This window comes from Pannonibacter sp. Q-1, from assembly GCF_054073275.1.
In genome coordinates this window covers 491,731-507,888 of record NZ_JBSXNB010000002.1, presented here as the reverse complement: position 1 = coordinate 507,888, position 16,158 = coordinate 491,731, and the positions used below count along the sequence as shown (strand labels likewise).

19 protein-coding genes are annotated in these 16,158 nt (G+C 64.5%); 7 read left to right on the top strand and 12 right to left on the bottom strand.

Annotated elements, in window-relative coordinates:
- The first annotated feature begins 41 nt into the window (after positions 1 to 41).
- From ACVNHC_RS06295 to ACVNHC_RS06285, 3 genes are all read left to right on the top strand, one after another.
- A complete protein-coding gene (locus tag ACVNHC_RS06295) occupies positions 42 to 833 on the top strand; it encodes an AzlC family ABC transporter permease (protein ID WP_457166750.1) in 792 nt (263 codons plus the stop codon).
- Positions 830 to 1,198: an AzlD domain-containing protein gene (locus ACVNHC_RS06290; protein WP_094462920.1), complete on the top strand. Its 369-nt coding sequence runs from the start codon at positions 830 to 832 to the stop codon at positions 1,196 to 1,198. Before ACVNHC_RS06295 ends, ACVNHC_RS06290 begins: the two co-directional genes overlap by 4 nt.
- Before the next feature lie 68 nt (positions 1,199 to 1,266).
- On the top strand, positions 1,267 to 1,926 hold the full coding sequence (locus ACVNHC_RS06285) for a glutathione S-transferase family protein (protein WP_457166749.1): 660 nt from the start codon (positions 1,267 to 1,269) through the stop codon (positions 1,924 to 1,926).
- A gap of 85 nt (positions 1,927 to 2,011) precedes the next feature.
- Here the strand turns inward: ACVNHC_RS06285 and ACVNHC_RS06280 are convergent, their stop codons facing one another.
- The 4 genes from ACVNHC_RS06280 to ACVNHC_RS06265 all read right to left on the bottom strand — a co-directional run bounded on the left by ACVNHC_RS06280 (position 2,012) and on the right by ACVNHC_RS06265 (position 5,294).
- Positions 2,012 to 2,440: an HIT family protein gene (locus ACVNHC_RS06280; protein WP_457166748.1), complete on the bottom strand. Its 429-nt coding sequence runs from the start codon at positions 2,438 to 2,440 to the stop codon at positions 2,012 to 2,014.
- Positions 2,441 to 2,563: 123 nt separating this feature from the next.
- Positions 2,564 to 3,853, bottom strand: a complete 1,290-nt coding sequence (locus ACVNHC_RS06275; protein ID WP_457166747.1) for a GNAT family N-acetyltransferase — start codon at positions 3,851 to 3,853, stop codon at positions 2,564 to 2,566.
- A gap of 128 nt (positions 3,854 to 3,981) precedes the next feature.
- On the bottom strand, positions 3,982 to 4,743 hold the full coding sequence (locus ACVNHC_RS06270; RefSeq protein ID WP_457166746.1) for a glycerophosphodiester phosphodiesterase family protein: 762 nt from the start codon (positions 4,741 to 4,743) through the stop codon (positions 3,982 to 3,984).
- An 86-nt stretch (positions 4,744 to 4,829) separates the two neighbouring features.
- Positions 4,830 to 5,294, bottom strand: coding sequence for a RidA family protein (locus ACVNHC_RS06265; protein WP_050471815.1), 465 nt, complete (start codon positions 5,292 to 5,294; stop codon positions 4,830 to 4,832).
- Positions 5,295 to 5,527: 233 nt separating this feature from the next.
- Between ACVNHC_RS06265 and ACVNHC_RS06260 the strand changes: the two genes are divergently transcribed.
- Positions 5,528 to 6,418, top strand: a complete 891-nt coding sequence (locus tag ACVNHC_RS06260; protein WP_457166745.1) for a cell envelope integrity EipB family protein — start codon at positions 5,528 to 5,530, stop codon at positions 6,416 to 6,418.
- Positions 6,419 to 6,639: 221 nt separating this feature from the next.
- Here the strand turns inward: ACVNHC_RS06260 and ACVNHC_RS06255 are convergent, their stop codons facing one another.
- From ACVNHC_RS06255 to ACVNHC_RS06245, 3 genes are read right to left on the bottom strand one after another with little or no spacing between them, the layout of a single operon-like run.
- Entirely contained in the window at positions 6,640 to 7,968 is a 1,329-nt protein-coding gene (locus ACVNHC_RS06255) for a DNA polymerase IV (RefSeq protein WP_457166744.1), read from the bottom strand.
- Between the two features lie 16 nt (positions 7,969 to 7,984).
- On the bottom strand, positions 7,985 to 8,656 hold the full coding sequence (locus tag ACVNHC_RS06250; protein WP_457166743.1) for a hypothetical protein: 672 nt from the start codon (positions 8,654 to 8,656) through the stop codon (positions 7,985 to 7,987).
- 7 nt (positions 8,657 to 8,663) lie between these two features.
- Positions 8,664 to 8,957, bottom strand: a complete 294-nt coding sequence (locus ACVNHC_RS06245) for a DUF3572 domain-containing protein (RefSeq protein ID WP_050471811.1) — start codon at positions 8,955 to 8,957, stop codon at positions 8,664 to 8,666.
- A gap of 148 nt (positions 8,958 to 9,105) precedes the next feature.
- On the opposite strand from ACVNHC_RS06245, the gene ACVNHC_RS06240 reads away from it, so the two are divergent.
- The 3 genes from ACVNHC_RS06240 to ACVNHC_RS06230 all read left to right on the top strand — a co-directional run bounded on the left by ACVNHC_RS06240 (position 9,106) and on the right by ACVNHC_RS06230 (position 10,936).
- A complete protein-coding gene (locus ACVNHC_RS06240; protein ID WP_050471810.1) occupies positions 9,106 to 9,477 on the top strand; it encodes a response regulator in 372 nt (123 codons plus the stop codon).
- 458 nt (positions 9,478 to 9,935) lie between these two features.
- Positions 9,936 to 10,442, top strand: coding sequence for a type II RES/Xre toxin-antitoxin system antitoxin (gene parS, locus ACVNHC_RS06235; protein WP_058900109.1), 507 nt, complete (start codon positions 9,936 to 9,938; stop codon positions 10,440 to 10,442).
- The gene (locus ACVNHC_RS06230) at positions 10,439 to 10,936 is read left to right on the top strand and encodes an RES family NAD+ phosphorylase (RefSeq protein ID WP_457166918.1); all 498 of its coding nucleotides are present in this window, start codon (positions 10,439 to 10,441) and stop codon (positions 10,934 to 10,936) included. The genes parS and ACVNHC_RS06230 overlap by 4 nt, the downstream gene beginning before the upstream one ends.
- A 74-nt stretch (positions 10,937 to 11,010) precedes the next feature.
- Here the strand turns inward: ACVNHC_RS06230 and ACVNHC_RS06225 are convergent, their stop codons facing one another.
- From ACVNHC_RS06225 to ACVNHC_RS06205, 5 genes are read right to left on the bottom strand one after another with little or no spacing between them, the layout of a single operon-like run.
- Positions 11,011 to 12,924, bottom strand: a complete 1,914-nt coding sequence (locus ACVNHC_RS06225; protein ID WP_457166742.1) for a beta-galactosidase — start codon at positions 12,922 to 12,924, stop codon at positions 11,011 to 11,013.
- Positions 12,921 to 13,805: an SMP-30/gluconolactonase/LRE family protein gene (locus ACVNHC_RS06220; RefSeq protein ID WP_457166741.1), complete on the bottom strand. Its 885-nt coding sequence runs from the start codon at positions 13,803 to 13,805 to the stop codon at positions 12,921 to 12,923. Before ACVNHC_RS06220 ends, ACVNHC_RS06225 begins: the two co-directional genes overlap by 4 nt.
- A complete protein-coding gene (locus ACVNHC_RS06215) occupies positions 13,802 to 14,413 on the bottom strand; it encodes a 2-dehydro-3-deoxy-6-phosphogalactonate aldolase (protein ID WP_081626031.1) in 612 nt (203 codons plus the stop codon). Before ACVNHC_RS06215 ends, ACVNHC_RS06220 begins: the two co-directional genes overlap by 4 nt.
- 3 nt (positions 14,414 to 14,416) lie before the next feature.
- Positions 14,417 to 15,334 (bottom strand): 2-dehydro-3-deoxygalactonokinase, encoded by a 918-nt coding sequence (locus ACVNHC_RS06210; protein ID WP_457166740.1) that lies wholly within the window; start codon positions 15,332 to 15,334, stop codon positions 14,417 to 14,419.
- The gene (locus tag ACVNHC_RS06205) at positions 15,331 to 16,101 is read right to left on the bottom strand and encodes an SDR family NAD(P)-dependent oxidoreductase (protein WP_050471806.1); all 771 of its coding nucleotides are present in this window, start codon (positions 16,099 to 16,101) and stop codon (positions 15,331 to 15,333) included. Before ACVNHC_RS06205 ends, ACVNHC_RS06210 begins: the two co-directional genes overlap by 4 nt.
- Positions 16,102 to 16,158 lie beyond the last annotated feature (57 nt).

The following is a 16,158-nucleotide window of genomic DNA, read 5'->3' as shown; positions in this document are numbered from 1 at the left end:
GCTTGGCTCCGGCCGGGGTCCATCCGGACGGATCACGGATCATGACGCAATCAGACATGCCGCCTCCCGGAACGGGAACAGGGGCAGCCCCTGCACCGGAGACTGAGGCGGTTCTTCCGGCGCGGCTCTGGGCTTTCAGGGGCGCCCGGGCCGCCATTTCCATTCCGGGCTTCATTCTGGCGGCTGCCTTCGTCGGCTATGCGGGGCTGGCGCGGGAAAGCGGGCTGACGCTGCCGCAGACGCTGATGATGGCCGGCCTCGTCTGGGCGCTGCCCAGCATCGTGGTGCTGACCGGGGCGATTGCCTCCGGGATGGGGCTCATCCCGGCGGCCATTGCCGTGGCGCTGGCCTCCGTGCGCCTGATGCCCATGGCCGTCGCGCTGATGCCGGTGTTGCGGGCGGAGAAGAAAGCGCCAACCTGGCTGCTGCTCTTTGCCTCGCATTTCGTTGCCATCACCGCCTGGGTCTTTGCCATGCGCAACCTGCCGGATCTGCCAAGATCCGGGCGGCTGCCGTTCTTCCTCGGCTTTGCCTGTTTCCTCACCGGCACGGTGACGGTGGTTACCGGTGTTTCCTATGTGCTGATCGACGCCATGCCGCCGATGGTGGCCGGAGCGCTGTTCCTGCTGACACCGGTCTATTTCCTCTGCTCGCTGTGGACGGCGGGGCGCCTGCCCACCGACAAGCTGGCGATGATCCTCGGCCTCGTGCTGGGGCCGCTGGTCTATTGGCTTGTGCCGGGGCCGGATCTGCTGATCACCGGCGCGGCCGGCGGTACCACGGCCTATCTTGCCGTGCGGATCGCCCGCCGGGCAGGGTGGGGGGCCGGATGATGGCGGCAGATACAGCCTTCATGCAGGGCGTGACAGCGTGGTGGCCCTATGTGATGATCATCTTCGCCGGATGGCTGGCGACGGATATCTGGCGCTGGCTCGGCGTTCTGGCGGCGGGAAACCTGCGCGAGGACAGCGAAATCCTGATCTTCGTGCGCTCCATCGCGACGGCTCTGGTGGCGGGCGTGATCTCGAAGCTGATCCTTTTCCCGAGCGGAGCGCTGGCCGAGACCTCCGCCTGGCTGCGTGTGGCCGCCGCAGTATGCGGCTTTGCCGCCTTCCATGCCGCCCGGCAGACCGTGTTCGCCGGTGTTCTTGCCGCCGAAGCTGTTCTCATCGGCGGCTGGCTTCTAACAGGCTCCTGACAGAAACTGTCAGGAGGGAGCAGCTACAAGAGGCAATCCGCCGCCTGGCAAGACAACAGGAACCCGACATGTCCGACAGCAAGCTGATCCTTCATTATGCCCCCCGCAGCCGCTCAAGCACCATCCGCGTGCTGATGGATGAGCTCGGCATGCCCTATGACCTCCATGTCCTCAATATGCGGGCAGGCGAATTGAAGTCGCCGGCCTATCGGGCGATCAACCCGCTGGGCAAGGTTCCGGCGCTGCAGCATGGCGATACGATCGTCACCGAAGCCATTGCCATCGCGCTCTATCTGGCTGATCTCTATCCGCAGGCCGGACTGACGCCGGCGCTTACCGATCCGCGCCGCGGCGAATACATGCGCTGGATGGTCTTCTATGCCGCTTCCTTCGAGCCGGCTGTCGTCGACAGGGCTGTGGGCAATGTGATCCCGCCGGAAACGGCGCCTTACGGCTCATATGACAAGGTGATCGAGATCCTTGCGGCGCATCTGGAGGGGGCGCCCTACATGCTGGGGGACCAGATCTCGGTGGCCGATATCATCTGGGGCGCAGCCTTCCGCTGGCTCCTGATGTTCAAGCTGGTGCCGGAGCTTCCGGTCTTCACGGAATATGCCGCACGGATCACCAGCCGTCCGAGCTTCCAGAAGGTTTTGGACGATGAGGTCCGGTTGGACGCCGAGCATGAGGCGGCTGCTGCAGCCCTTGCCGCAGCGCGCGCAGGCTGATCCGGCGGGCCGCTGAACTCCCATAAGGGGCCGGAGGTAAAGTCTTTGCCTCCGGCCCTTGCCGTTCAACTCAGCCGTCCGTGGCTCAGGCCAGCGCGGCGCGGATCTTCTCCGCCTGTTCGGCCAGCACGGCCTGATCGGCCATGGCGCTGGTGTGGGGGCGCAGGGCGACGCCTTCAAAGCGCGGGATGACGTGGAAGTGGGTGTGGAACACCACCTGACCGCCGGCGCTTTCCGAAAACTGCTGGATCGTCGTCCCGTCAGCGCTGAAGGCCTTCATCACGGCCTGTGCCATCTTCTTCACGGTGGCCATGACGGCGAAGAGGTCGTCCTCGGCGATATCCAGAATGTTGCGGGAAGGCGCTTTGGGGATCACCAGCACATGGCCGTCGCCACGGGGCATGATGTCCATGATCACCAGCGTCTTGCCGTCTTCATAGAGCTTGTGGCTGGGCAGTTCGCCGCGCAGGATCTTGGCAAAGACGTTGCTGTCGTCATAGGCAGGGCTGGTCATCAGTCTCTCCGTTCAAGGGTGTTTGCGGGCACCCTAACGGCACCCTTGCAGCCGGGCAACGGGCATTTGCGGGGCATTGACTCTGTTTGTGAAGCCGCTGACTCAGTGTGTGAAACGCGGTTCTCAACTCTCTGAGGACTCTGCGTCACATGCGGCCTCCGGCGCCTGATCTTGGCCGCCCTTCCGGAAGGGGGCATGTTCGCTGAGGAGGGCAGCATCCATCTCCACCGCCCGCCGCTCCCGCTCCAGATAATCGGCGACGGCGGCCCGAAGGCCCGGATGGGCGATCCAGTGGGCGGAGCGGGTGAGGCGGGGCAGGTAGCCGCGCGCCAGCTTGTGTTCGCCTTGCGCGCCTGCTTCCACCACCTTCAGCCCGTGGGCGATGGCAAAGTCGATGGCCTGATAGTAGCAAAGCTCGAAATGCAGGAAGGGGTGATGTTCCGTGCAGCCCCAGTTGCGGCCAAACAGCGTGTCCGAGCCGATGAAATTCAGCGCCCCGGCGATGTAGCGCCCCTCGCGTTTGGCCATGACCAGCAGGATACGCTCCGCCATGCGCTCGCCCACCAGCGAGAAGAAGCGCCGGTTGAGATAGGGACGGCCCCATTTGCGCGCGCCCGTGTCCATGTAGAAGGCGAAGAAGGCATCCCAATGGGCCTCGGTCAGATCGCGGCCCGTCACCCATTCCACCTCGATGCCGGCAGACAGGGCTTCCTTGCGCTCCTTGCGGATGGCCTTGCGCTTGCGCGAGGCAAGCTCCTCCAGGAAGCCGTCAAAACTCGCGTAGCCACGGTTCTCCCAGTGGAACTGCTGGTCGGTGCGCAGGAGATAGCCGGCATCACCCAGCTGGTTCCATTCCGGTTCCGTCAGGAATGTGACGTGGACGGAGGACGCGCCCGACTGGCGGCAGACCTCCACCAGCCCCTGCGACAGGGCCGCGATGCCGGTCTCCCGGTCAAGATCCGGATGGGTGAGGAAGCGGCGGCCCGTTGCGGGCGTGAAGGGCACGCTGACCTGGAGCTTCGGGTAATATTCCCCGCCCGCCCGGTGAAAGGCCTCGGCCCAGCCGTGATCGAACACATATTCGCCCTGCGAATGGCTTTTCAGCCAGGCCGGAACCGCACCCAGCAGCGTGCCGTCTGCCGCTTCCAGCAGCAGATGGCGCGGTGCCCAGCCGGTGCGCGCCGAAGCGCAGCCAGATTCCTCCAGCGCCTGCAAAAAGGCGTGGCAGATAAAGGGGTTGAAGTCCGCGCCGGATTCAGTTTCTGAAGGCTTGAGGTGGCCGCCCGGACCCATGACCCAGCCGGGATTGGCGAGCCTGTCCCAGTCCTCTGCCGCAACGCCGCCAAGGCCATTGGCAATGCGCAGCGTCACCGCAAGGCCGCCGTCCTGATCTGCCGGTGTGTTGCCGCTCATGCGACCGCTATCCTCAAGGCTGACTGGCGCGGGAGGTTTGCGCCCCGCTCAAAGGGTAGAGCCTGTAGAGCGCGGCGCAAGGGGGAGGGCGCAGATTTTGCGGGTGTCCGGGTCCGGCCGGGAGAGGGTCACACCTTGTCGGTGTCAAAGCCCTCGAAAATGATCTGATCGGCAAAGGCGAGGGCGCGCTGGCGGTCGGCCGGGTCGCGCACGGTCCAGGTCATGATCGGCAGGTTGAAGAACTTGCGCAGGATGCTCGGCCCCATCATCGGCAAGTCCTTGTAATGATAGGAGATGAAATGCGGCCGGGTGCGCGGGGCGTGCAGCAGGTGGCGGTGGATGAAGCGCTGCATGCGCGTCAGCTGGCGGTATTCGCCCTTGTTGGGCGTGCTGTCGGCAACGATGCCGCGCGGGATTTCCGGGGCGTGCTCACGCAGCACCGAAAGCATGTCCGGATCGAAGGACTTCAGCACCAGCGGGCCTTTGTAGCCGCGCACCGTATCGGCGACACTGCGCACGAAATCCGCCTGGGCATCCGGTTTCATCAGGGATTTGATCTCGACGACCAGTGTCACCTTGCCGTTCACCTGTTCCAGCAGCTCTTCCAGCAGCCACAGCCGGTCCGTGCCCTTCTGCATGCGGATGGCGGTCAGCTCGGCAGCGGTGCGGGCGAGCACAGGCCCCGTGCCTTCCGCCAGCCGGTCCAGATCATCATCATGGAACACAAGTGCCCGGCCGTCGGCGGTTTCCTGCACGTCCACCTCGATGGCGTAGTTGCGCGTCATCGCCTCGGCAATGGCGGTGGGGCTGTTTTCCATGATGCCGGCGGAAGCCGTATGGAAGCCGCGGTGGGCAATCGGGCGGGAGACGATCCAGGAATGATCGGTCATGGGGAATGATCCGGAATGGCGGCAATGGCCGCAGCAAGGGGGAAACAGGTCCGGGCGGGCTGCCCGCCCGGAGCTTTAGCCGAAGATTATTCGACTTCGATGACAGCCTCGACCTCGACGGCAACGCCGAAGGGCAGGGAGGCGACGGAGACGGAGGTGCGGGCATGGCGGCCCTTGTCACCGAACACGTCGACGATAAAGTCGGAGCAGCCGTTGACGACCTGCGACTGCTGGATGAACTCCGGCGTGGAGTTGATCATGCCGGTCAGCTTGACGACACGCACGACCTTGTCGAGGTCACCGATGGCGGACTTGGTCTGGGCGAGGATGTTGATCGCGCACAGGCGGGCGCAGGCGGCACCTTCCTCAACGCTGAATTCCGCGCCGACCTTGCCGACATATTCGATGCCGTTCGGGCCGATCGGAATCTGGCCGGCGATGAACAGCAGGTTGCCGGTGCGCACCACCGGAACATAATTGGCCTGCGGCGCGACGGGAACCGGCAGGGTGACGCCGAGTTCGGCAAGGCGGGCTTCGATGGTACCAGACATGGAATCTTCCTCTGAAAAGGGGCGGGAACCGGCGCCAGTGATTGCGCAAATTTACACGCCCGGCAAGGGCTTCCGGGCTTTCAGCCGTCCGAAACTGAGGGCGGGAAGCTGACTTGCAGCATCTTTGGGGGCAAACTTGTTCCGCGCTGCTTCAAACTTGCCCGAATTGCCAGCGAGTGTGCTAGGGAAAGGGCTGTTGGCTGACAGTTCATGGGTTCGATGAGGAGTGATTGATGTCGGGAAAACGAGCAGCCGTTCCTATCTTCAAGGGATCCTGGCGCGCCTGGCCAATCTTTCTGTCCGGCATGATCGGGCTTGCGGGGGCGGGCAGCGCCGCTGCTTCCGCCCAGTCCGGACCACTGCCGCTGATTCCGCACCGCGCCGTCTATGACATGAAGCTGTCGGATGCGGGCGATGGTGTCAGCATTTCCGACATCACCGGGCGTATGGTCTATGAAATGACGGGCTCGGCCTGCGAGGGCTATTCGGTCAATCTGCGCATCGTCACCCGCTTCGTGGATGACAGCGGCACCTCCAGCATCACCGATCTGCGCAATTCCACCTTTGAGGAACCGGACGCCAACACGCTGGAGTTCCTCAGCCAGACCTATTCCGGCCAGACGCTGACCATGGAAACCCGTGGCACGGCCGAGGAAAAGGACAACCGCCTGACCATCAGCCTCACCGAGCCTGAGGAGAAGAAGGTCGAGACGGGCAAGGATGTCTACTACCCGATCTCCCACATTCAGGCGCTGATCAACGCGGCCCGAGAGGGCGGCTCCTTCTTCGAGGCGGATGTGTTCGACGGGGCGGAGACGGGTGAAAAGGTCTATGGCACCGCGGCCGTCATCGGCGCGCCGCAATCAGGTGAGGATGCGCCGGGCGAGGAAGAGGCCAAGGCCGTGTCCGGCATCGGGGCGGGCCAGCGCTGGCCGGTGACAATTGCCTATTTCGATCCGGAACTCGACCATGGCGGCGAGGCAACGCCCGTCTACCAGATCAGCTTCCTTCTCTATGAAAACGGCGTCAGCCGCAAGCTGAAGCTCGACTACGGCGACTTCAAGCTGGAAGGCAAGCTGACCAATTTCGAGGCCCTCCCGGCGGCCGCTCCCTGCAAGAAGTAAGCGCGGGGGAGAGCTGCCTGCGAGGCAGGTACAACCTCTCCTTCGTCATACCGGACGAAAGCGAAGCGAAGATCCGGTACCGGTGAGCCAAGGCCTTTCGGCTCTGGTCCGTCGAAATCCAACCAACACCCCGGCTCACCGCTCCCGGATCGCGCAAGCGCGTCCGGGAAGACGATGGAGAGGGGCTGGGTGCTTTGTTCAGGCAGGAGGAAAGGGCGGGTTTACTCCACCTCCGGCCGCCGTTTCAGCTTGGCTGCGTGAGTTAATCCCGTTTCGACGGCAGTGAGGCCGAATTTCTCGCGCAAGGCGTCGATGGCCCGCTCGGCCTTTGCCTGACGGCCGGCTTCCTGATCGACAAGATCGGCCGGATCGGCAAGGTCTGCATCGCATAGATCCGACAGGCCGATGCCGATGAGACGGAAGTGCTGGCCCTTGGCGGCGTCCGCCAGAAGCTCGTCCCCCAGCGCGAAGATGCGTCCGGCCAACTGCGTCGGGCTGGACAGCTGGCGGGAGCGGGTGATCGTGCGGAAGTCGCCCGTCTTCAGCTTCAGCGTGACGGTGCGTCCGGCAAAGCCCGCCTTCTTCATGCGCCGCGACACCTTTTCCGACAGGTCGCGCAGGATGGGGCGCAGCACCGGCACCTGGGCGATATCCTTGTCGAAGGTGGTTTCGGCGCTGATGCTCTTGGTCTCCCGCTCCGGCGAGACGCTGCGGTCATCCTCGCCCTGGCAGAGTTTTGCAAGCCTCAGGCCCATGGTGCCATAGCGGCGGATGAGGTCGGACGGGTCCATTCCTTGCAACTGGCCGATGGTGGTGATGCCGTCGCTGGCGAGCTTGCCCTGAAACACCTTGCCGACGCCCCAGATGAGGCCGACGGGCCGTTCCGCCAGAAAGCTCTTGGCTTCCGCCGAGCCGATCACCGAAAAGCCGCGCGGCTTGTCGAGGTCCGAGGCGATCTTGGCGAGGAACTTGTTGGGGGCAAGGCCCACGGAGGCGGTGATGCCCACCTCGCTCTCCAGTTCGCGGATGAAGCGGGCCAGCACTTCGGCGGGCGTGGCGTGATGCAGCCGGGTGGTGCCGGTGAGATCGAGAAACGCCTCGTCGATGGACAGCGGCTCCACCAGCGGCGTCAGCGCCAGCATCCGCTCGCGTACCAGCCGCCCGGTTTCGGCGTATTTGGCCATGTTGGGCTTGATCACCACCGCATCCGGGCAGGCTTCCAGCGCCTTGTACATGGGCATGGCCGAGCGCACCCCGTGGATGCGGGCGATGTAGCAGCAGGTGGAGACAACGCCGCGCTGGCCGCCGCCGACGATGACGGGCAGGTCGCGCAGCTCCGGATTGTCGCGCTTTTCGATGGAGGCATAGAAGGCGTCGCAGTCGATATGGGCGATTGCGAGCTGGTCCAGCTCCGGATGGCTGACAAGGCGCGGGCTGCCGCAGGCCTTGCAGCGCTGGCGTCCGGGCTCCGGCCTTGCGCCGCAGTCACGGCAAAGCGGCCGGGGGCGCTGCCCCGCCGCTGCTGCGTCTGTGCTGCCCGCTTCACCCATGCCTTTGGCCCTGATCCTACCGGGAGGCGATCATAGTCCTGATATGGGCTTCTGTCTCAAGCCAGTCGCCGGAGACAAGATCAAGGCCGGGTAGGGGATCGAGCGCTTGGCGGAAACGGGCATCGGCCACGAACTGGATCAGCCGCGCCGAGGGCAGCGCCTGCGCCACCGACTGCAGATTCTGCGGGCTGTCATCGATGAAGACGACCGGCTGGCCGCGCCCGGCAGAGAGCGCCGCGACAGCTCCGCCCTTGGGGCCGGAATTGGTGACGACCGGAAAGGTCAGCCCATGGGCGGCCAGCAGCTTTTCGCGCAAGGGTTTGTTGGCAACGCCTGGCAGATTGGTGAGAAAGACGATCTCGAAGGCTTCCGACAGGCGGGTGAGGGCCGGGGCTGCGCCATCGACGATGGTCTGCCGGTCCGCGATGTCCTCGAAAAATCCCTGTACCAGCCGGTGCACTTCGTCCGCGCCCAGCAGCCGGCCGGAGGCCTCTTCAGCGATGTTGCCGGTCAGCCGGTAGCTATAGGCGAGGAACACGAGGCCGCGCGCGGCCAGGAATTCCTCCAGATGCAGGATCATGTGCAGCACCACCTCGTCCACGTCGCAGATGATCAGCGGGCGGGGAGAGCGGGGCAGCAGGGAGATCTGGTCGAGGACACCCCGGCCGGGGGCGGTTAATGTGGACATGGGGCGCTCAGGCGTCCGGGTCGCCGGCCAGCACATAGCGCGCGGCGGCAATCAAGGTGGGGCGGACGCCGGAATTCTCGCAATAGGTGAGAAGCAGCGGCTCATCCGTCATGAAAAACTCAAGAACACCTGCCAGAAATCCAGGCTCCGCAGCCGCAGAGCGAATCGATTCCGGCCCGATACCGGAGAGCGCAAGGAACCGGCCCGTCAATTCCGGGTCGCGCGTCAGGTGCAAAAGCGCGTCCAAGGCCATTTCTTCTGCTTTTTCAAAGCTCATGCTCCGAGACTCAGGAATTGCCATTGCATTTTTGCCTTTCCGAAACGAATCCGCGCTACCATTTGTTCTTAAGTAATGCGGGCAGGGGAGAGACGCCAGCCAATCGGTGCTGCGCCGTCATCTCTCCTGTTGCCGTTTCCCTCCGTGCCGTGACCGGCGAAGGCTGTTTTGCATGTCCAAGACCGTGCTGATCGTTGAAGACAACGAACTCAACATGAAGCTGTTTCACGACCTTCTGGAAGCACATGGCTATGGCACGCTGCAGACCCGCACCGGCATTGAAGCGCTGGAGCTGGCCCGCAAGTACCGGCCGGACCTGATTCTGATGGATATCCAGCTGCCCGAAGTGTCGGGGCTGGAAGTGACCAAGTGGATCAAGGAAGACGACGACCTGTGCACCATCCCGGTCATCGCCGTCACCGCCTTCGCCATGAAGGGCGATGAAGAGCGCATCCGGCAGGGGGGCTGCGAGGCCTATATCTCCAAGCCGATCTCCGTGACCAAGTTCCTGGAGACGGTGCGCTCCTATCTGGGAGAGGCGTGATCCTCACGCCGTTCTGCACCTTCTGCGGAGGCTCACGGGTTTCCGCAAGGGCTGGTGCGTGAATTAAGGTTACAAGTTTACTAACTTTTTACGATTTGACTGATGTGGCAGCTGCGCTGATTGATTTCCCATGCCGATTCGCTACTGTAATTCCTGTATTTAAAGGGCACCTGCGGGAAAGCAGGGCATTTATTTCAGCTGATTGAACTGAATACCCTACGGAGCGCCTGGGTCCGCCGCATCTCCTGGGTCCGTGGGGCAAGGCCGGCGCGGTGTCTGCCCGATGAGTGGCCTCCTCGGATTGGCAGTCCCGCGCCGGCCGCCACACCTTACCTTCTGCAAGTCTCCTTTGATCAAGGTCTCCTGAGCGGGCTGTGTCTCTCCGCCCGCAGGATTGCCTTGAAACGGCCTGCGACGAGTGTCACCTTGTTAGTGACACATGGCGACGGGAGATCCTGATGACGGCCACAGTCCTGCAAGACACACCATCCCCAAGAGGCCGCGCCCCCAAGTCCGGGAGCGGAACGGTCCGCGCCTTCCACCTGCTGGGCGGCCGCAGGATCATGAAGCGCGCAGTCCATGACCAGCTTGATGCCCATGACATGATCGTGGAGGGGATTCCGGCAAGGTCGCTGCTTCATCTCGTCGATGGCGTGCGCGTGCTGTCGACGGGGGACGTGCTCAACAAGGCCATCGGCATCAGCATCCGCACCCTGCAGCGCCGGAAAGCGGATGCGCAGGATACGCTGCTGTCACCGGAACAGAGCAGCCGCGCGTGGCGGTTTGCCGAGATCCTGGCACAGGCAACGGACATTCTGGGCAGTCAGGACGCGGCAGAAATGTGGCTTGTCGAACCTGCCATCGGGCTCAACAACCGTAGGCCGGTGGATCTGCTGGCCTCGGCCGCAGGAGCAGAGGCTGTCGGCACTTATCTGACGCGGCTGGAATACGGGGTCTATACCTGATGCGCTTGCCCGCTCCCTTGGGGCCGGTTGAGCTGCGTTTCTGGCGGCTGGACCATGAGCGGCATGCCGGCAGCTGGAGTTCGGGCGAGGGGGCTTTTCTGGCCGGCGGCCGCTGGAATTCAAGGGGCGTGCGGGCGGTCTACACATCGGTTGATCCCTCGACCGCCATTCTTGAGGTTGCGGTCCACAAAGGCTTCAAGGCGCTGGATACCGTGCCCCATGTCCTGACCTGCGCACGGGTGATTGACCTCTCCAGCGTTCATATTGTTCAGCCGGATGATGTTCCCAATCCCAACTGGCTCGTACCGGGAAGCCACGGGCCGGGCCAGCAGGCCTTCGGTGATAAGCTGCTGCGTGAGCATCTGTTCTTGCTGGTGCCCTCCGCTGTGTCCCGACACAGCTGGAACCTGATCTTCGATGCGGTGCGTGCGGCAGGGCATTTTGAGGACGTGCAGCAGGAGCGCTTTGCTCTCGATCCAAGATTGCATGTCTGAAAAGGCGCTGGCCATCAGAAAGTCCCCCATCACATTTCTTGTGTGTGGGGGAGCTTCTGTCCTGACCTGCCTTCTCAGACGAGCGGCATCCAGACCGCACCGGCTGCCGGAATGTGGTGCCCGGCGAAGTGGACCGGTTCGGGGCCGTAGTTGAAGAGGAAGCGGTGCGTGGCCGTGTCGCGCTGGCGGATGCCTTCCGGCATGTCCGTAAACTCAAGCCCGGCCTCGATGACGGCGCTGCGCAGGATGCGGTCGAGGGCTTCCTCGTCAGGCCAGCCGCCGAGATAGGTCATGTTGCCTGCGCGCATCGCGGCAGGCGTGCCGTCCACGGCCTCTTCCACCACTTCTGCAGTTCCTTCCAGCACTTCGCGCCAGCCGGTGAAGGCACCGCCCGACACAAGCGGTACGGGCGCCGTAGGCGGCAGGCTTTCGACGCGGGCCACAAGGCAGTCCAGCCCCGGCAGGGCGGGCGGCAGCGGCACGGGTATGGTGAAGTCCGGCGTCTTGGAATTGAAGCGCGGCCCGGCAATGACGGTGGCACCTGAGCCAGCCAGCGCGCCCTTCTGCGTCTCTGTCAGGGTGAAAAGCCCCGGCACCAGCACAAGGCTGTAGCCGCTGAAATCCTGCGCCGTGGGCGGCAGGATATCGACGGAAAGGCCAAGGCGGCGCAGACCCTTGTAGACATGGAACAGCAGGGCGAAGTAATCGAAATCCTTGCCCTGCGGCTGGATTGTCCAGGCCCAGGCGCTTTCGTAGTCGAAGACGAGAGCCACCTTTGCCTTTGCCACAGCGGTGACGGGCAGGGCCTTCAGCTCATCGGCGACTTGTGCTGCCTCATGATAGGCGGGGGCGGCGGCGCTGTCGGGGCGCAGCAGGCCGGCATGCATCTGCTCCTGCGCGAAAGGTGCCTGCCGCCAGCGGAAATAGCACACCGCTTCCGCCCCATGGGCAAAGGCTTCCCAGGCCCAGAGCCGTGCCATGCCGGGCAGCGGGTCGGGGTTGTAGGGCGCCCAGTTCACCGGGCCGGGCTGCTGCTCCATGATCCACCAGCGGCCCTTGCCGACGGCGCGGTAGAGATCGTGGTGGAAGGCCTGAAAATCGGGATCGCCCTGGCGCAGATAGCGGCGCTTGTGCTCGGGGCTTGCCTCCAGCCGGTCGGACAGGAAGCCGATCGGATAGGCATCCCAGCTGGCGATGTCGAGGTCGGCGCCCACCGCGAAATGATCGAATTCGACGATGCGGCCCATGTAGTTGTGGGCAATGGGCGCATCGGAATGGCGGCGGATGATGTCCGTCTGCAGCCGGTTGAAGCTGACCACCTGATCGGAGGAAAAGCGGCGGAAGTCCATGACATGGGCCGGGTTCGGCTCGGTCACGGTCAGGTTCGGCAGGTCTATTTCCTCGAAACCGGCATAGTCCATCGACCAGAACACATTGCCCCAGGCCCGGTTCAGCGCCTGCGGCGACTGATACTTGCGCGCCAGCCAGTTGCGAAAGGCATCGCGGGCAGCGGTGGAATAGCTGAGGATGGTGTCGTGGCAGCCGTATTCATTGTCGGTCTGCCAGGCGGCCACATGTTCGTTGCGGCCATAGCGCTCGGCCATCAGCGCGACGATGCGGGCGCATTCCTGCCGGTAGCCTTCATGGGAGAAGCAGTAATGGCGGCGCGAGCCGAAGCCGCGCGGGCGGCCTTGCGCGTCCAGCGCGATCATGTCCGGATGGCGGTTCAGCACCCAGCGCGGCGGCGTTGCGGTCGGCGTACCCAGCACCACCTTGAGGCCTGCCTTGCCCAGAACCCCGATGGCTTCGTCCAGCCAGCTCCAGTCGAGCGCGCCGGGCTCGGCCTCGATGCGCGCCCAGGCGAATTCGCCGATGCGCACATAGGTGAGGCCGATCTCCTTCATGCGGGCCGCATCTTCGGCCCACTGGGCAGCGGGCCAGTGTTCGGGATAGTAGCAGACGCCAAGGGCGCGGGTACGGTCGGTCACAGGTTCACTCGATGCTCTTTCTGGCCGCGCGCCCCGCTGGCGGCGGCAAAGGTCATGCCGGAAAGCGGCTTTGCAGCCCTTGCACTGGCGCCGAGGCCCTGACGGGCGCTGGTGCAGAACAGGGTGCCAAGGTCATCCCCGCCAAAGGCCGGGCAGCTGGTATGGGGCGCATCAAACGTGATGGCCCGCACGAAGCTGCCATCCGGCGCGTAGGCGGCAACGCGGGAGGAGCCCCATTCCGCCAGCCACAGAAGACCGCTTTCATCTACCACGGCCCCGTCCGGATTGCGGCCTTCGGAGGTCAGGTCGAGGAAGACCTCCGGCTCGCCCTTCGGCCAGCCGGCCTCATCCAGCGCCACGCGCATGACGCGGCCAGTGACCGTGTCGGAGAAGAAGGCCGTCTCACCATCCGGGGCAAAGGCGATGGAATTGGAAATGGTGATGGGCGCAAACAGCTTGCGCAGTGCGCCCCGGTACCAGCGGTAGATGGCACCGGCATCCTTTTCGGCGTTCTTGCCCATGGTGCCGATCCAGAAGCCGCCATAGGGGTCGGCGCGGCCATCGTTGGAGCGAGTGGCCGGATTGTCCGCTTCCAGCGCGCAGACCGTGCGGGCCGCGCCCGTTTCGACGTCGAAGGAGAACAGCTCCCGGTCGCTGGCGATCAGCAGCTTGCGCTCGTCCACCCATCCGGCCGCCGAAACCAGCGTCTCGAAACGGTAGATGCGGGTGTGGTCGTTTTCCTGGGTCAGCAGGCTCTTGTTCAGAATGTCGAACCAGAAAAGCTGGCGGCGCAGCGGGTGCCACAGCGGGCCTTCGCCCAGTTCGCAGACAGTGGCATCAAAGACGGTGGCATCGAAGACGGGGGAAGCTGCAGAACTCATCTTGCGCCCCCCTTGGCAATGTCGAAGGCCTGCACCATGGCGCGGGCGCGGGTTTCAACGTCTCCGACCGTCAGCCCCGGCACATAGAGTGCGGTGCCGATGCCGAAGCCATCAACGCCCACCTTCAGCCAGTCGGCGAAATTGTCCGGTCCGGCGCCGCCCACCGCATAGAGCCGGGTTTCCTTCGGCAGCACGGCGCGGATGGCCTTGACGCCTTCAGAGCCCAGAAGACCGGCCGGGAAGAGCTTCAACCCGTCGGCGCCCGCCTGCAGGGCGGCGAAACATTCGGTCGGGGTCATCACGCCGGGGAAGGACTGCATGCGGGCAATCTTGGTGGCGCGGATGACGGACGGATCGCAGTTCGGCGACACGGCCATGCGGGCGCCGGTGTCGGAGAGCTTCATCACGTCCTCCACCGTCAGCACGGTGCCTGCGCCGATGATGGCGCTGTCGCCGAACTCGCGCACCATGGCGGCGATGCTGGTGAAGGGATCGGGCGAGTTGAGCGGCACCTCGATGCGGGTGAAACCGGCAGCGATCAGGCGCTCGCACACCGGCAGGGCTTCGGCGGGGGTGATGCCGCGCAGAATGGCAATCAAGGGACGCATCAGTCAGCCTTTCTGGTTTTCCGTGAGGACCCGGCGCGCAAGCCCAAGTCCAGCCAGTGTCAGGCTTTCGCCCGCCGTTGCGCGCGCGTCAAGGCCCGCCAGTTTCAGCGCCGCCAGATAGTGCGCCGAAAGCGCCGGGGCGCCGATCAGCGTGACGTCTCCTGAGACGTCCTGCCGCACTGCCGCGATCTCCGCGCCGATGATGAGGCCGGACAGGCGCGCACGGGCCGAAGCTGCACCAAGGCCATGCAGCAGTCCCTCTGCCCGCAGCGGGAAGAGGGCGGCTGCCAGCATGTCCGGCCGGGCAAGGCTGGCTGTCACACCACCTGCAAAGGCCTCCGCATCCCAGCCCTCATCCGCCATGCCATGGCGCAGAACAGAGGATTTGGACAGAAGCGCGAAGAGTTCGCCCGTCATGAAGGTGCTGAAGGACGTGACCGTGCCGCCATCGATCCGCACCCATTTGCTGTGGGTGCCGGGCAGGCAGAGCGTTCCGGAAAAGCCGGGGTTGCCGGCCAGAAAACCGGCGATCTGGGTTTCCTCACCGCGCATCACATCGGCAGGCATGGTCTGGCTGAGGCCTGGAATGATCCAGACCGACAGGCGCGGGTCAGCAACGGGGGCCTCAACCATGGCGCTGGCCTGCAGCGGCGGGCAGGGGACTGTGGCATAGGGTGCTTCGACCCAGCCCTGACGGCTGCCGACCATGCCGCAGGCAATCACCAGCGTCTTGCGTCCCACTGGCAGCCAATCGGCGATCAGTTCCAGCAGCGCGCCCTCGAACTCGTCTCTTGCAAGGCTTGCCATGCCCTTGGGCGAGGAGGCCTGCGCCAGAACGCGGGCTCCTTCCATGGCGAAGACGCGCAGATGCGTTGTGCCCCAGTCAGCGGCAATCCACTCAGGGGAAACCTCTTCGCTCATCCCGTCACCACCACGCCGCCGTCAATGACGAGGGCCTGTCCGGTCATCATCTTCGAGGCGGAGGAGGCCAGGAACAGGCAGCCGCCGGTGATGTCTTCCGGCGCCAGCGTGTCCTTCAGGCACTGGCGCTCCACATGGGCGGCAAGGCCTTCCGGCGTCACCCAGAGATCTTTCTGCTTCTGCGTCAGCACCCAGCCGGGGGCGAGTGCGTTGACGCGGATGCGGTCGGGGCCGAAGTCGCGGGCAAGGCTGCGGGTCAGGCCGTTGATGCCGGAATTGGCAGAGGTGTAGGCCGGATAGCCGCCATTGCCCATCATGTAGCTGATGGAGCTGAAATTGATGATCGAGCCGCCGCCCGCCTTCTGCATGCCGGGGATGACCGCTTGCGCCGCAAAGAAATAGGCCTTCAGGTTGATGGCCATGGCCCAGTCCCAGTACTCCGGCGTTACGTCCAGCGTGTTGTGGCGCTGGTCGTTGGCGGCGTTGTTGACGAGCACGGTGATCGTGCCATGGGCTTCCGCCGCCTTGGCAATCGCGCCCTTCAGGGCGTCGATATCGGTGATGTCACAGGGCAGGAACAGCGGGCGGCTGCCGGTTTTTGCTTCCATCTCGTCACAAAAGCCCGAGGCATCGGAGCGCTGCACGAAGGCCACCTTGCAGCCCTGCCGCAGGAAGGCTTCCGTCAGACTTGCGCCAATGCCGGAGCCGCCGCCAGTGATGAAAACGGATGCGCCCTTGAGATCGGGAAAGACCGGCTGTGCGTTCATGATGTAGCCTCTTCAGGTTCCTGCGGACGGACTTCGCTGCTGCGCTTGCCGCCTCTG